The organism is Clostridium sp. 19966 (assembly GCF_032335695.1).
Taxonomy (GTDB): domain Bacteria; phylum Bacillota; class Clostridia; order Clostridiales; family Clostridiaceae; genus JACTOJ01.
In genome coordinates, this window is record NZ_JACTOJ010000003.1 from 212,423 (window position 1) to 229,254 (window position 16,832).

Consider the following 16,832-nt stretch of genomic DNA (forward strand, 5'->3'; position numbering starts at 1 on the left):
CTCTAATTATATGAGTTTTAGTGGGGATAAGTGTTAAAAACAAAAAAGACGATTCAATAAAGAACCGTCCAGACGTTCGACATTAAAGACAACTCCGCTACACTGTGTCAATTCACATAAAACGTCAGTAGCGCGAGTCCAAATTTATTATAGCCTATAAAAAGTATATTGTCTATAAATTATTACTTTTTAGAATATTGTTTTGGAGAAAAACCTGTTATGTTTTTAAAGGCCTTATAAAAGGAGGAATAGTCTCCAAATCCAACGGCATGAGCAGCATCCAGAGTTGAAATGCCAGATAGAAGCAGATCCATAGCTTTCATCACTCTTTTATGGGTTAAATATTCCATTAAAGTAAAGCCAGTGCTGGATTTAAATATATGACTTAAGTAAAATTTATTTATGTAGAATTTCTTTTGAAGCAAGTCTAAAGTTATTTTATCTTCAAGATTATTATTTATGAAATCTAATATATTTAATATTTTCTTATCACATTCTCCGTTTACTTTAATAACATTTTTGTACTTTGAAAAGACTTTATTGATTGCTACAAGCATCTGAACAAAAAATGTTTTTATCACTATGTCGCTTTCAGCAGATTGTTTAAGAGAAGTTTCTTCAATATTATCCCATAGCTTATTTATGTCACTTTTCAGCACATCTTCTGCTGATACCTTATTAAAATATCCTAATTTTCTTTTCTCCATGCAATGCAGCATATTATAATCCTGTGTTTGATATGCGGATATGTATTCAGGTTTAAAGTTTATATATTTTCTCTCATAGCAGTGTTTTGAATTAAAAACTATTCTGTGCAGCTCTCTGGAATTGGTTATTATAATATCATTAGGCAAAAGATTGTAAGCCTGACCTTCTATGTAATAGGTTAGATTTCCTGAGATAAAGTAAAATATTTCGTAGCAGTCATGAATATGGGTAGTTATGTCATTTGGATCCTCTGTAATAGAATGATTCATGTAAAAATTATTACTGCAATAATGCAAAATTTCTTTGTTCATTCGATCACCTCTTACTTATATTTTATAGGAGGCATTGAGATACATCAACTTAAAAAAGCAATATTTGCAATATTTTAAGCAAAGAATGCAATGATTATAATGGGTGGTTGTTTTAAAATACGAAAAGAAATCATATTGCAAAAATTAATAATGTTGTCTTAAGGAGGGCAAGATTATGAATAAATTAGATAATCAAACACTAAACAGCCATCTTCTTTCTTTCCATCCTTTAAATAAGAAGGTTGAAATGTATCGATATCATGACTTAGATAAAATGCGTTACGTTGAAGAGAGACAAGGCGTCACTGTTTTTGAAAACGGAGATGTTGAATTTTGCTATTTTGCTCCTAATGCTAAAAAAGTTCAGGTTTCTGGATGGGGAGGCTCCATGGGTAATGAGAAAATTGATTTATTACCAGAAGGCAATGGATATTTTAGTGCAATCGTTTCAAAAATTAATTCAGGCTTTCATTATCATGATTATTACGTAGATGGAAATTTAATGATAAACCCATTAGCACCTGTAGGATATGGAGGCTTTAGAAATGTAAACTTTTTTGAACTTCCTAAATGCAAGGAGGATTTTTACTTAATTAAAGCTGTTCCGCATGGTTCCGTGCATATGGAACTATATAAATCATCTATCACTGGAAGAACGAAGTGCTGCTATGTATATACACCTCCCAAATACTTTGAAGATGATAAAAAAACATATCCTGTTCTATATATTCAGCATGGTGTAGGAGAAAATGAATCTGGCTGGATATGGCAAGGAAAGCTTCATTATATTATAGATAATTTGATAGCGGAGAAAGCCTGCAAGGAAATGATAGTTGTAATAAATACAGGCTATGCTTTTAAAGAACATGAAAATCCTTTGTTTTATCCCGGAGATTTTGAAGCAGAATTAACAAAGGACTGCATACCTTTCATTGATAAAAAATATCGCACCAAAGCTGATAAATACGATCGTGCTATAGCTGGTTTATCTTTAGGAGGAGTACAAGCACGTGCTATAGCTTTTAACAACAAAAACATTTTTGGAACCTTAGGGATATTTAGTGCTATGTTTCATGGAACAGAAGATATAGGAAAAAATGGTGCTGATTTTGATTTAATCTTTTTATCCTGTGGAACAGGGGAACCCATGTGGGAGGAAATGTCTAAGGCTCGCAATTTGTTAGAAAAAACTGATACAAACTGCGTTACTATGCGTTTTAAGGGCTTTCATGAATGGCATGTTTGGAGGGAAAGCCTAAGAGAATTTGCTAAATTATTGTTTGATGACACTTCTAGTCAGCATATTAACTCTGAAAGTTACATTAGCTCTGATGACACAAAAATAGAGAAGAATACTGAATTTTATGATATAAAATCAGAAGATGAAAAATATAATATGCTGAAAATTAATCAAAGCTATAATAGCTATGGACTTAATTTTGACCCAGTTAACAGGCAGCTGATTTTTGCTGTAGATGAGCAAGGCAATCCTGCAGGGCGTTACAGAGAAGTAAGAAGCGGGGTAGAGGTAAACGTTGAAGGCACTGTAAGGTTCAATTTTATTGCACCAAATGCCCACAAGGTGGAAGTAGCTGTGTTTGGCATGGAGCCAATAGAGCTTAAGAAAGCTGGAGAATATTGGACAGCAGAAGTATCTACTATAGAACCTGGCCTTCACTATCATGATTATATAGTAGATGGAAGTAGGGCAATAAGCCAGTCAGCAGCTTTAGGATATGGCTGCTTCAGACCTATAAATTTTTTTGATATACCGGAGCCAGGGTTTAAATACCATGAATTAAAAGATGTTCCACACGGTACTGTTACTTTAGAACAATATGTAGCAAAAGTAGAGAAGGGAAAAACTCGCTGCTGTTATGTATATACACCGCCTAAATATGAAATTGAAACAAATAAGAGGTATCCTGTGCTTTATTTGCAGCATGGTGGCGGAGAAGATGAGACTGGCTGGGTATGGCAAGGTAAAATTGCTAATATTATGGATAACCTTTTAGCCGAAGCTTCCTGCAAAGAGATGATAATAGTGATGAATACGGGTTACTGCTTTAAAGAAGATGGCACTTCGCATCCCCTTATGGGTTCGGTAGACGAGATTATCACTAAAAACTGCGTACCCTTCATTGATAAAAAATATAGAACCCTAGATGATAGAAAAAATAGGGCTATGGCAGGATTATCCATGGGATCTATGCAGACTCAGAAAACTGTATTTGCAAATACGGACTTATTTGCCTGGGCAGGACTTTTTAGCGGCGGATTAATTGTAAAAAATGAGGAGTTTGATTATTCTGATATACTTCTCAGCAAAGAAACCTATGAAAAAACTTTTGATATGTTATATGTTGCCTGTGGTACAAAAGATGGCTTTTACGAAAAATGTGTAAATGGAATTAAAGAAGTTGAAAGCTGTGGCATTAAGCTTGAAACCTTCCTAGAGTATGGATACCATGACTGGACCTTCTGGCGGCATTGCATAAAGGATTTTATAACAAAATTATTTAATTAGTAATATGAGATATAAAAAAATTTGGAGGCTAAAGATATGATGAAAAATGCATTTGCCAAAATTCCTGGATACTCTAATCCTCTTATTAGTCATAAGTATGGAGCGGATCCTTATGCTATAGTTTTTGATGGAAGAGTATATGTTTATATGACAAACGATACCTTAGTTTATGATGAGCATGGCAAGGTTACTCAAGTTGATTACGGCATAATAAATAAAATAAGCGTAATATCCTCAGAGGATATGGTTAATTGGACAGATCATGGTGAAGTTCCAGTTGCTGGCCCTAATGGTATTGCAAAATGGGCAAAGAACTCTTGGGCACCTGCAGTTGCGCACAAAAATATTGAGGGTAAGGATAAATTCTTTCTTTATTTTGCAAACAATGGATCAGGTATTGGAGTACTAGTAGGAGATACACCAACTGGACCCTGGTCAGATCCTCTTGGAGAGGTTATGATTGGCAGCAATACACCTGGGATTGAAGGAGTTTGGTGGCTCTTTGATCCAGCGGTGTTGGTGGATGATGATGGAACAGGCTACTTGTATTGTGGTGGAGGTATTCCTCATGATCCAAATTGCACACCAGAGGAAATAGCTAATCCTAAAACAAGCAGAGTCTTAAAATTAGCGGAAGATATGATACACATTGATGGAAGTGCAGTTACAATTGATGCACCCTATATGTTTGAGGATTCAGGTATTCATAAATATAAGGATAAGTATTATTACTCCTATTGTACTAATTTCTCAGGCGTACATCCAAAAGGAGCGCCGCCAAAAGGTGAAATTGCATATATGGTAAGCGATAATCCCATGGGGCCATTTACCTATGTGGAAACTATACTGAAAAATCCAAGCGATTATTTTGGAGTTGGCGGAAATAATCATCATGCTATTTTTGAATTTAAGAATCAGTGGTATATTACTTATCATGCTCAGACTTTGGACAAGGCAATAGCTGGAGAAGGGCGAGGATATCGTTCTACTCATATTAACAAGCTAGAGTATTATGAAAATGGACTTATTAAAGAAGTTAAAGCAGATATGGAAGGCGTAGCTCAGATCACAAAGCTTAATCCCTTTCTTAGAAATGGAGCTGAAACCTTTGCTTGGAATTTCGGTATTTCAACTGAGAAAGCTGAGGCACCAGGAAATTTAGCTGAAGGCATTAACCTCAATGTTACAGGAATAAGTGATGGTGATTGGATTGCTGTTTCAAAGGCAGACTTTGGAGAAAATGGAGCTACAGCCTTTAAAGCTAATGTTGCAGCATCTCTAGGTGGAAAAATAGAAATACATCTAGACCAATATGAGGGCGAGCTTATAGGAGAACTTATTATAAATCCTACAGGAGGAGAGCAAAGCCGAACATTGATGAGTATCGATATTAAAAAAGTTACTGGTGTCCACGATATTTACTTTGTCTTTAAGGGAAAAGAAGAACATAATAACCTATTCAATATAGACTATTGGCAATTTAGTTAATTTTATAAGAAAGCACAATTGGTATTCTACCTTTTGTGCTTTTTTAAAAATTTACTATAAGCAATCTTTATTAAACTCGCGGAATAATTATCAAATTAGGTATTGCTAGCCCAATTAATTCTAAATTCTGTTGGAGTAAGGGAAGTAAGCTTCTTGAAACTTCTATTAAAATTTCTTTGACTTTCAAAGCCGCATTCCAAAGCTATATTCGTTATTGAAAGCTCTGTTTCGCTGAGCAATTTTTCAGCTTTGTTTATCCTAAGTCTATTTATATAGTCATTAAACTGATATCCAATTTTTTGAGAAAAAATTCTTGAAAGATAAAATTTACTGAAACCTAAAGCTTTAGCAATGCCATCTAATGAGATATTTTCGTTATAATGAAGCTCTATGTATCTTAGCACATTTTGAATTACGCTGTTATAAGAATAGCTGATTTCCTTAAAAGTGAAATATCTGTCCAGCTTGCCCAATATCGTATATAGAAGTCCCTTAATAACATATCTGTTATTACAATTGTTGAATTCCTCTTTAAGCATAAGGAAAAGAGAGCTTATTCCATCATCTATTAATTCATTTTGGATAAATGGATTTTCCAAAGTCTTGTCCATTCGCTTGCTGAAATAGCTTCCAGTAATCTGTGGAGAAAAAAGAAATAATAATATTTTTGAAGAGACCTTGCTGCTAAAGCTGTGTATATCATTAGGAAAGCATACAGCTATATCACCAGCTTTCAGAGAATTGGATATATCGTTTACAACAATGTCTATAGTTTCTTCCATGACATAAACTATCTCCACATATGGGTGCAAATGAGGCGGATAATTAAAATTTGTTAAAACTCCTGAACTAAAAAAGTCTTTATCTCCGGACTTGCTTGTTTCAAAAAAAGGGTACATGATAGCCTCCAATTACTTGAGATAACCTCTAATATAAAGAATATAGCATAGGGTGCAATATATGTCCATATGTGGTTAATTTTTTGCCAGTCATTTCTTTGAAATAAATATAGAATTAAAAGAGAGAAGAATAAAAAATTATGATGATTTTGACAAGGAGAATTCAGTATGGATAAAGGCGCTTTTTATTCTGGAAAATATATAAATTTATTTGAAGAGATAGGTATTTCTCAAGATGAAGTAGATAAAAAAATTAAAGATACCTTTAATGCAATGTTCTTTGATCCAGAAGAAAAAATATATTTTGAAATGGGCAAAGACAAGGGATATATGCTTGATACAGGAAATAATGATGCCCGTACTGAAGGCATGAGTTATGGAATGATGATGGCTGTACAGATGGATAGAAAGGATATATTTGATCGCTTATGGTTATTTTCTAAGACCTATATGCATCAATCTCAGGGAAAATACAAGGGATATTTTGCTTGGTCAGTAGGCACTGATGGTACAAAAAATGCTGAGGGTCCTGCACCGGATGGTGAAGAATATTTTGCCATGGCACTCTTTTTTGCAGGCAGGAGATGGGGAGATGGAGAGCCGCCTTTTGATTACACTTCTCAGGCAAAGGATATACTGAATCACTGTCTTCATCAATCAGAGTTGGTTGAAGGCGGAAAGCCTATGTGGGAGCAATCCAATCACTATATAAAATTTGTACCAGAAACACCATTTTCAGATCCATCTTATCATCTGCCTCATTTTTATGAACTCTTTGCTATTATGGCAGAGGAAAAGGACAGAGAATTTTGGGAGAAAGCCGCGGAAGCAAGCAGGCAGTATTTACACCTATGCTGTGATAAAAGTACTGGTATGGCACCTGAATATGCGGAATTTGATGGTAAACCTAAAAAATTATTTCGTGATGGAGAATTTTATTCAGACGCATATCGTGTTGCAATGAATATAGGTCTGGATGCAGCTTGGTTTAATAAGGATGAAGCTCTTGGAGATATAGTTGATAAACTTCAAGCTTATTTTAGTGAAAATACAATTTTGGGAGAGTATCATGCCTATATGATAAATGGAGAGGCTTTAGAAGAAGCTGCCATGCACCCAGTTGCAATCATTGCAACAAATGCTGCAGGCTCTCTTGCAGGAGAAGGAAAATACAGGTTGGAGTGGGTAAAATATTTTTGGAAGCTCCCTTTGAGAAAAGGAGATAGAAGATATTACGACAATTGCTTGTATTTCTTTAGTCTTCTTATGCTGGCTGGAGAGTTTAAAATTTATTAAAAGGTTCTGTTTTAAATCAGTGTTGATTTTTACACTGATTTAAAACTTCCTTGTTTTAAAATGTTGATATTATCGTTTGAGTTCTAGGAACTCTTAGGGATTGCGACTTATAATTGGCGTAATTTTGCCCAGGACGGGCAAAGCAATTTTAGCGCCACGGAGGGCGCATTAAAATTGGTAGTCAATTATAACAAAGTAGCCCTTAGAGTTCATCCCATGGGTTCTGAAAGAAACCATGCCATTACGAAAAATGCCTTTATCAACATTCTTTTAAAACATAGCCTATTAAAAAAATTATGTTTTTAAACCAGTATAAAAATCCATGTTAATTTAAAGCAGAATATAAAATTATAGCACCAACGGTGCAGAAAGGATAAAATTATGAGTATTTGGTGTACACCAGAAGGTTTTGATGAAAAAAAGTTAGGTATAAAATATGGAAAATTAGAAGAGGCAACCTATGATTCTAGCACCACAGCCGCTAAAAGAAAATGCTATGTGATAACACCAGCTGATTATGATAAATCAAAGAAGTATCCTATACTTTATCTTTTGCATGGCATAGGAGGAACACATTCTGAGTGGCTTGGAGGTAATCCGGTTGAAGTAATAGGAAACCTTGTATTCGAGGGCGAAGCTGCAAATATGGTGGTAGTTATACCTAATGTAAGAGCTTGTTCAGATGATAGTGTTCCAAGCCAAATTTTGAGTCAGCAGAATATAGCTGCTTTTGATAATTTTATTAACGATTTAAAAAATGATTTGATGCCCTTTATCAATAAAAACTATTCTGTAAGCACACGATGGGAAGATACTGCCATTGCAGGTCTGTCCATGGGTGGCAGAGAATCACTTTTCATAGGTGTTTCAATGCTGGAAACCTTTGCTTATATCGGTGCGTTTTCGCCAGCACCTGGCTTGCTTCGATATGAAGCACTTGGATATGCTGGACAATTAGATGAAAAAGACTTTACAATTCCAGCAGGAAAAAACATCCCAAAGCTCATATTGATCTGCAATGGAAATCAGGATGGAGTGGTAGGAGATGTACCAGAAACTTACCATCAGGCCTTGCAAAGTAATGGGGTAAATCATCTATGGTATACCATGGATGGGGATCATAATTTTGTTGTTTGGAAAAACGGTTTGTATAATTTTGTCAAAAGAATATTCAAATAAACTAAATGGATTTTTTAAATTCAGAAAGGAAATGAAAAATGGTATTAGCAGAAACTAAAAAAGCATATCAAGTACTTTGTTATACAAGGATGCCTCAGGAAGATATAATTTATGCACCAAGGCTTGCATATAGCATGCACCTTGCCTACAGTGAGGATGGCAAACTTTTTAAGGATTTAAATCATAACTCGGGGGTTTTATTTGCGAAAGCATCCGAAAACGAAGAGAGAATGCTTTATGCAAAGAGCCTTAAGAACCCATACATCTTCTATATGGAGGATGGAACTTTCGGCGTGGTTGCGGTACGTATAGAAGCTGACGGAGATAATGATGAGAGCAGCAAGGGAAAAATATTGTTGTTTACTTCTGCAGACCTTTTGCAGTATAGGGAAGTTGGATTTATTGAACTTAAGAAAGATACTTATGTAAGTGATGCAGTTTGTGAATATGATGAAGCTAATAAAATTTATGTTATCAGATGGTGTGATGCTGAAGGAAACTATTATAAGAATTACATTAAGGACATAGCAGGTTTAAAAAATGTATCTTCTCCAGAGATAGATGAAGCCTTCACCATAGAACCTGTGTATGCAGGAATAGAAGGAATAGTTCAAAGGAATATCGTAAAAGTATCCAAGGAGGTTGTAGATAGACTTGTATGTAAACTTACAGTTCCTGAAAATATTAAAATAGAGCTTGCTGAAGAGGTATGTATAAGCTCCAAAAATGAATTAAAGGATGTTAAAGCCACTGCAATTTACAGCGATGGAACAATGGATATAAAGCCCATAGATTGGGATTTATCAGACATAGAAGATGATAAGCCAGGAGAGTATAACGTAAAAGGTACAGTACATAAAGATCAATACGTTTTTCCTGTTGCAATAAATCGAGCAGATCCATGCATTGCTAAATGGAAGGAAAAATATTATTTTATTGCTACTAATGATGCTGATGGTAATCATACCTTATACATGAGAGAGGCAGATACAATTCCAGAGCTTGTCAATGCAGAGGAAGCCTTGATACTAGACTCTACTACTTACGATGGGATCAGAGGGCTTCTTTGGGCACCAGAATTTCATATCATAGAGGATGAACTATACATTTTTCATGGTGCAACGTCAGGAGAATTTTTTTACGAGGAATCCCATGTTATGCAGCTGAAAAATGGAGGAAATCCAATGTGCGCAGGAGATTGGTCCAGACCTCAGCGAGTGCTTAAAAAGGATGGGACTTATCTATGTGAAGCAGGGAAAACCATATCTCTTGATATGACAAATTTTGAGGTGAATGGGGAGTACTATGTTGCATGGTCACAGCGTCAATTTCTTCCTGTAGATCTTGGAGCATGGATTTATATTGCAAAGGTAAATCCAAAGGAACCTTGGAAGCTTATTACTGATCCTATATTGCTTACCAAGCCAGAATATGGATGGGAAAATAATCATGTCTTTGTTGTTGAAGGACCATTTGCATTAATGAGAAATGAAAAGCTGTTTTTAACTTTTTCTGGAGCTTTAATAGATGCTACTTATGCTGTTGGATTACTGACAGCGGATAGGAATTCGGATTTATTAAATCCTGAAAGCTGGGTAAAGACAAATTATCCTCTTTTAACTTCTAGAAGCATACCTGGTGAATATGGTCCAGGACATAATGCTTATGCCATAGATGATAACGGAACCGTTTGGAATTCTTATCATGCAAGGCCTGGAGTCGATGGACCTAGATCCAGTGGATTGCGCAGAGTTCATTTCGATATTGATGGATATCCAGTGCTAGATCTGCCAGAATATAAGGATTTAAATAAAGGCTTATCAAAAGTAGAGACGAAGGTTATTTTGAAATAATAATTAAAATAGTGATGGGGGGCTTTTATATGAATAACAATCCTGTTATTTATGCAGATTATCCAGATCCAGATGTGATACGTGTAGAGGATGTATATTACATGGTAAGTACCACCATGCATTTTATGCCAGGCTGTGTGATATTGAGATCCTATGACCTTATACATTGGGAAACAGCAGCTTATGTATATGATTCTTTAGATGACACACCCAGTCAGAAACTTGAAGTTGAAAAACATATTTATGGAAAAGGAATGTGGGCAGCCTCTCTTCGTTATCATAAAGGAAAGTTTTATGTGTGTTTTGTAGCTAATGATACACATAAGACTTATTTATTCACAGCCTCTGATATTAATGGGCCTTGGGAAAAGAAAGAAATCCAGGGCTTTTACCATGACTGTTCTTTACTCTTTGATGAGGATGAGAGGGTTTATATTATATATGGAAATACTGAAATTTATATTACAGAGTTAAAGGAGGACCTTTCTGGGATTAAACCAGGTGGGCTGAATCGTATCATAGTGAAGGAGGTGGAACCTCATTATCTTGGTTATGAAGGTTCTCATCTTTATAAAATCAATGGAAAGTATTATGCTTTTTTTATTCATATGCCCAAGGCTAAAGGTCGTAGAGCAGAAGCATGTTTTGTGGCAGATACATTGCAAGGAGAATTCATTGGCGGGGATGTTTTTGATGATGACATGGAATTTCACAATTCAGGTGTTGCACAAGGTGGAATTGTAGATACTCCTGAAGGCAAATGGTATGCTATGTTATTTCAGGATCGCGGTGCAGTTGGACGTATACCGGTTATTGTGCCAATGTGCTGGGAGAAGGATTTCCCTGTGTTTGATAAAAAAGCACCTAAGCACATTGAAATTTCTAGTACAAGACCAGCTTATAAATATAAGCCCCTAGTTGGAAATGACAATTTTATTTATGAATCCGATGAGAAGGGAAATATAAAGTTAAAAGATTTTTGGCAATGGAATCATATACCTGAATCTGATTTGTGGTCAGTGACAGAAAAAAAAGGAACATATAGAATTCATTCGGGAAAGATTTGTCCTAACATAAATTATGCAGTAAATACGCTTACACAGCGAACTATGGGGCCTAGATGCGAGTCAGTAGTAACCTTGGATGGAAGTGGACTTAAGGATGGCGATTACGCAGGTTTATGCTTATTGATAAGCTCCTATGGCTTCATAGCGCTCACCAAAGAAGAGGACAAAACTTATCTTGTTATGTGCGCTAGAGTTGCTGAAGATAAATCAATATTTGGCAATCTAATTGATGACCAACCGGCAGCGGAGTATCAAAGAATTCCATTGAATACAGACAAAGTTACCTTAAAAGCATATGCAAATTTTGAAGATTTGAAGGACGAGTGTGAGTTTTACTATAAAGATGGTGATACCTGGAATAAGCTTGGAATAACTCATAATTTAGTATGGAAGATGGATCAGTTTGTAGGATGCCGCTTCGGTTTATTTTTGTATTCCACTAAGGAAATGGGAGGAATCGCCGATTTTTCTGATTTCATATATAATACTTTGTAAAAATTCTAAAATAAAGCCAAATAAGGAGGAATTAACGTGTCTAAAAAAATTCAGGTACCTGCTTCAGGCGAACCTTTTAAAAATAATGCAACCTTTTGTGTAGGAACTGGAAGAATGGGACTAGCACTTCAAAAGGAATATATTGATCATTTAAAATTGATTCAGAATGAGGTACATTTTCGTTATATACGAGGTCATGGACTATTTTCTGATGATATGGGAATATATCGTGAGTATTCAATGGATGGTGAAACAAGCACTTTCTATAATTTTACTTACCTTGATAGGGTCATGGATTCTTACCTTGAAAATGGTATAAGGCCTTTTTTAGAATTAGGTTTTATGCCGGAAAAGCTAAAAAGTGGTGAGCAAACAATATTTTATTGGAAGGGCAATGTGACACCTCCAGTTTCCTATGAAAAATGGGCAGAGCTCATAACAGCAACTCTAAATCACTTAATTGAAAGATATGGCAGAGAGGAAGTCGTAAATTGGCCTGTTGAAGTATGGAATGAACCTAATATAGGCTTCTGGGCAGGCTCTATGGAGGAATATTTTAAGCTTTATGAATATTCAGCTGCTGCTGTAAAAAAGGCGGATTCTCGCATAAAGGTGGGGGGGCCTGCAATATGCGGTATTCAAACTGAAAAGTGGCTTAGAGCATTTTTTGAACATTGCATAAAAAATAAGCTGCCTTTAGATTTTATTACTCGACACTGCTATACTGCTCAAGAGACTACTGCCCGGGGACACTATGTATATCATGTAATGAATGAACCTACCTTCATGATTGAAGAATTAAAGGAAACTCGCAGGATCATGTCTGATTATCCAGAAATTTCGGATATGCCACTCCACATAACTGAGTTCAACAGTTCCTATGTTCCTCTTTGCCCTGTGCATGATACAGACTTTAATGCAGCCTTTATAGCACGTATATTAAGTGAAGCAGGAGAATATGCAGATTCCTATTCTTATTGGACCTTTAGCGACGTATTTGAGGAAGCGGACGTTCCAAAGTCAGTTTTTCATGGAGGCTTTGGCTTAGTTGCCTTAAATTCTATAAAGAAACCAACATTTTATGCTTTTGAGTTTTTCTCTAAGGCTGGAAAAGAACTGCTTTATAGAGATGATTATATAATTGTAACCAAGGATGAAGATAAGTATGTAATTATAGGCTGGAACTGGCATGATATGAGAGATCATAAGGCGGTGGCTGACAAGGAATACCTGCTTTCGCTTCCTTCAATAGGTAAGCAGGCTCTGCTGCTTAAACAGGAAGTGGGCGGCAAGCATGCAAATCCAATGCAAACCTGGAGCAACATGGGCAAACCACGCAGCCTTGACAAGAATCAGCAGAAGCTGTTACAGGCTTCTTCAAAGCCTCTGCAGACTGATGAAAAGTTATTTGAAGAAAATGGCTTTTATGAAATAGAATTGAGAATTCCATGCAATCATTTATGTATGCTGGAAATTATTCCAGTGAAGGATGCTACGGACAGTTATCTTGGTTATGATCCAGAGGAATTTTATGGTATGGAATAATTTCAACATAGTTGATTATTGCAGTTAAAAATAAGTCGGTGTAAGGGTTGAAAGGCTCTTGTCACTAGATATTAAAAGGAGGAATAAAATTATGATAAGTGATGTTAAGTCGGGACCCAAGGCACCAAAGGATCCTCAGAAAAAAAGAAGTGGCTTTTATATAATGATAGATAAAATTTTAGAGGCCACTGAAAGGATAGTGGCAAAACCATCACAAGAAATATATCTTGATGAGGGAAGACTTTCCTTTAATGCTCAATTTGTAGGCAGTGTGGAGGATGAAAATATTCTTACATTACTGAAAAACTGGGAAGGAGCACGTAAGATAATTCACAGCATTGGTATTTCTGTGGTTGCTAGTGAGGATACAGGTGATATAGATTTTGTGCTTCAAAACTATGGAAAGGTAGACAGATATGGAGGAGGAACCTGCATCAAGTTGCCCTGCAGCAAGGATGGTTCAGAAATGCTTCTTAAGCTTGAAGACTATACTTGGTCTTCAGATGATGATGTGGTAGGAAAGATGGCTTTTGAATTTGAAAAGCCAGGACTTACTGCAAAGGCAACTGTAAAAATATATTTGCAGGATGGCTATGAGGTGCCCGAAATATCTGTTGACCCTACAGTTGAATTTTATAGTCCTCAGTATGAAGCTATGATTTCAAAATCTCTTTTAAATAGTGGTAACAACGTAAGGCTTAAGAAGGCTATAGATAAAGCAAGAACAGGAGAAGAGGTTACTATAGCTTACATAGGAGGATCAATAACTCAAGGAGCTGGAGCTAAGCCTATTCATACAGAATGCTATGCTTATAAATCCTATGCTAAATTTAAAGAGATGTTTGGTAAAAATGGCGGGGATAATGTCCATTTTATAAAGGCAGGAGTTGGCGGAACTCCTTCAGAGCTTGGAATGATAAGGTACGATAGGGATATTCTTAGAGATGGAAAGGTAAAGCCTGATATTGTTATAGTTGAATTTGCGGTAAATGATGAAGGAGACGAGACTAAGGGAGTGTGCTATGAAAGCTTAATTCTTAATATACTTTCCTCTGAAAACAAGCCTGCAGTAGTTCTATTATTCAGCGTATTTGCTAATGATTGGAATTTGCAGGAAAGGTTATCACCAGTAGGAAGGCTGTATGACTTACCAATGGTGAGCGTATCCGATGCCGTGGTTGAACAATTCAAGCTAAGTAAAGAAGAAGGAAACATAATAACTAAGAGACAATATTTTTATGATATATATCATCCAACTAATGAAGGACATATTATAATGGCTGACTGCATTAGCTATTTGTTTAAACAGATTTCTGAAAGTGCTTATGATGATAAGGATATCCTATTGGATAAAGCGCCTGCTATAGGAAATTCATTTTTAGGAGTACACCTTATTGATAAGAAGGATAATGCTTGCGATGCAATAATAGAAGAGGGAAGCTTTAGCTTCACGGATACTGAGCTTCAATTTGTAGAAATGGATGCTAATCCTTCAGGAACCCTACAGTTCCCATACAATTGGATGCATGCTCCTGAATCAGGTAATGACAGCTTTAAGCTGAAGCTTAAGAGCCGCAGTCTTCTTTTAGTATTTAAGGATTCTGGAAGAATGGATTTTGGTAAAGCAGAGGTTTATGTTGACGGAAAGCATGTGATTACTGCAGATCCTACAATAGCAGGATGGACTCACTGCAATGCGGTTATTATATATGGTGAAGAAAGCAGCAGTGAGCATGATGTAGAAATTAAGATGGCAGAAGGTAGTGAGAATAAATACTTTACCATACTTGGATTTGGATATAATTAAACATAGCCTGGCCAACTAAATGAATGTTTTAAACAAGTGTTAAAAATCAACACTTGTTTAAAACAGATCCAGATTTAAAATACTATTAGGAGTGATATAAATTATGAATAATTTTGAAAACCCAATACTACCAGGTTTTTATCCTGACCCTTCAATTTGCAGGGTGAAAGAAGACTATTATTTAGTTACTTCCTCTTTTGCTTATTATCCTGGAGTTCCTATTTTTCATAGCAAGGATTTAGTTAATTGGAAGCAGATAGGGCATGTATTAGATAGACCTTCTCAGCTTCCTTTAGACGGACAGCAGCAATCTGGAGGGATTTTTGCACCTACAATCAGATATAATAATGGTATTTTTTATATGATTACCACAAATGTAGGTCATGGCGGAAACTTTTTAGTTACTGCCACTGATCCAGCAGGTCCTTGGTCTGATCCATATTATTTGGATGCTCCAGGTATTGATCCTTCATTATTTTTTGATGATGATGGAAAGGCTTACTACATAGGTACAAGACCTGCACCTGAAGGACCAAAGTATTTTGGTAATTGGGAGGCATGGCTTCAAGAGCTTGATTTAAATACAATGAAATTAGTGGGAGAACCTGAGGAGTTATGGAGAGGGGCTTTAAGAGATGCAGTTTGGCCTGAAGGGCCTCATTTATATAAAATAAATGGAGTTTATTATCTTATGATTGCTGAAGGCGGCACAGGGCCTGAGCATGCAGTTTCAATAGCCCGCAGCAATTCTGTTACAGGTCCCTATGCTGGAAATCCAGCAAATCCTATACTAACTCACAGACATTTAGGAAGAGAGTATCCGGTGGTAAATGTGGGACATTGCGATTTGGTAGAGACTCAGAATGGTGAGTGGTGGTCAGTGGGACTAGCATCGCGTATTTATGGAGGATATTATAGAAATCTTGGAAGAGAAACCTTCTTGTTTCCGCTTATATGGGAGGAAGGTTGGCCCATAATGTGTCCAGGCGTTGGCAAAATATCAATGACTTACCCTAAGCCTGATTTACCTGAAGATAGGATGCTCATTCCTTCAGCCTGCGATAATTTTGAAGATGATGAACTTGATTATAAATGGAACTTTTTACGTACTCCTAGAGGGGAATTTTACAGTTTAAAAGAACGTCCAGGTTATTTGACTTTAAAGCTTAAACCTGAAAAAATAACAGAGCTTAAAAATCCAAGTTTTGTGGGAAGGAGGCAGCAGCATATAGAATTTTCAGCTTCCACTGCAATGGAGTTTAATCCAAGGAGCGAAAGTGAAGCGGCAGGAATGGTTTTACTTCAGAGCAATGAATTTAATTTTAGCTTTGTATATACCAAAAAAGGTGATGACAATGTGATAAGACTCATCAAGTGTGAGGCAGGAGAAGAAAAGGTTTTGAAGGAAATAGCTATTTCAGCAGCTAGATTATATTTGAAGGTAGAAGCCCATGGGCAGGAATACAGCTTTTACTATGGAAAAAGCTCTCAAGACTATAAAGCTTTAATTGAAAATGTTGATGGAAGGATACTAAGCACAGATGTGGCTGGAGGTTTCGTAGGTACTGAATTGGGCTTGTATGCAAGTTCTAATGCTGCAATTAGTAATAACTCAGCCTCATTTGATTGGTTTGAATATGTAGGTGTGTAAAATAAA

General features: G+C 36.1%; 11 protein-coding genes. 9 read left to right on the forward strand and 2 right to left on the reverse strand.

All coding sequences use genetic code 11. The annotated features are described in order from the left end of the window. Positions 1-182: 182 nt before the first annotated feature. On the reverse strand, positions 183-1,019 hold the full coding sequence (locus tag IAI10_RS04535; RefSeq protein WP_315672096.1) for an AraC family transcriptional regulator: 837 nt from the start codon (positions 1,017-1,019) through the stop codon (positions 183-185). Between the two features lie 175 nt (positions 1,020-1,194). Here IAI10_RS04535 and IAI10_RS04540 point away from each other — a divergent pair, with 175 nt between their 5' ends. Together IAI10_RS04540 and IAI10_RS04545 are read left to right on the forward strand one after the other, a co-directional pair. Further along, the gene (locus IAI10_RS04540; RefSeq protein WP_315672097.1) at positions 1,195-3,546 is read left to right on the forward strand and encodes an alpha/beta hydrolase-fold protein; all 2,352 of its coding nucleotides are present in this window, start codon (positions 1,195-1,197) and stop codon (positions 3,544-3,546) included. Between the two features lie 36 nt (positions 3,547-3,582). After that, positions 3,583-5,034 carry a glycoside hydrolase family 43 protein gene (locus tag IAI10_RS04545; RefSeq protein WP_315672098.1) on the forward strand — a complete coding sequence of 484 codons (1,452 nt, stop codon included), beginning with the start codon at positions 3,583-3,585 and terminating at the stop codon, positions 5,032-5,034. 95 nt (positions 5,035-5,129) lie between these two features. On the opposite strand, the gene IAI10_RS04550 is transcribed toward IAI10_RS04545, so the two are convergent. Beyond that, positions 5,130-5,933, reverse strand: coding sequence for an AraC family transcriptional regulator (locus IAI10_RS04550; RefSeq protein WP_315672099.1), 804 nt, complete (start codon positions 5,931-5,933; stop codon positions 5,130-5,132). 168 nt (positions 5,934-6,101) lie between these two features. On the opposite strand from IAI10_RS04550, the gene IAI10_RS04555 reads away from it, so the two are divergent. From IAI10_RS04555 to IAI10_RS04585, 7 genes are all read left to right on the forward strand, one after another. Then, positions 6,102-7,229 (forward strand): glycosyl hydrolase family 8, encoded by a 1,128-nt coding sequence (locus tag IAI10_RS04555; RefSeq protein WP_315672100.1) that lies wholly within the window; start codon positions 6,102-6,104, stop codon positions 7,227-7,229. Positions 7,230-7,610: 381 nt separating this feature from the next. After that, complete coding sequence (locus tag IAI10_RS04560) at positions 7,611-8,408, forward strand: alpha/beta hydrolase-fold protein (protein WP_315672101.1); 798 nt, start codon at positions 7,611-7,613, stop codon at positions 8,406-8,408. Positions 8,409-8,446: 38 nt separating this feature from the next. Beyond that, the gene (locus tag IAI10_RS04565; RefSeq protein ID WP_315672102.1) at positions 8,447-10,261 is read left to right on the forward strand and encodes a family 43 glycosylhydrolase; all 1,815 of its coding nucleotides are present in this window, start codon (positions 8,447-8,449) and stop codon (positions 10,259-10,261) included. Between the two features lie 29 nt (positions 10,262-10,290). Further along, positions 10,291-11,823 (forward strand): glycoside hydrolase 43 family protein, encoded by a 1,533-nt coding sequence (locus tag IAI10_RS04570; protein ID WP_315672103.1) that lies wholly within the window; start codon positions 10,291-10,293, stop codon positions 11,821-11,823. 36 nt (positions 11,824-11,859) lie between these two features. After that, on the forward strand, positions 11,860-13,368 hold the full coding sequence (locus IAI10_RS04575; RefSeq protein ID WP_315672104.1) for a GH39 family glycosyl hydrolase: 1,509 nt from the start codon (positions 11,860-11,862) through the stop codon (positions 13,366-13,368). A gap of 91 nt (positions 13,369-13,459) precedes the next feature. Beyond that, complete coding sequence (locus IAI10_RS04580) at positions 13,460-15,175, forward strand: SGNH/GDSL hydrolase family protein (RefSeq protein ID WP_315672105.1); 1,716 nt, start codon at positions 13,460-13,462, stop codon at positions 15,173-15,175. Positions 15,176-15,278: 103 nt separating this feature from the next. Next, positions 15,279-16,826 (forward strand): glycoside hydrolase family 43 protein, encoded by a 1,548-nt coding sequence (locus IAI10_RS04585; RefSeq protein ID WP_315672106.1) that lies wholly within the window; start codon positions 15,279-15,281, stop codon positions 16,824-16,826. Positions 16,827-16,832 lie beyond the last annotated feature (6 nt).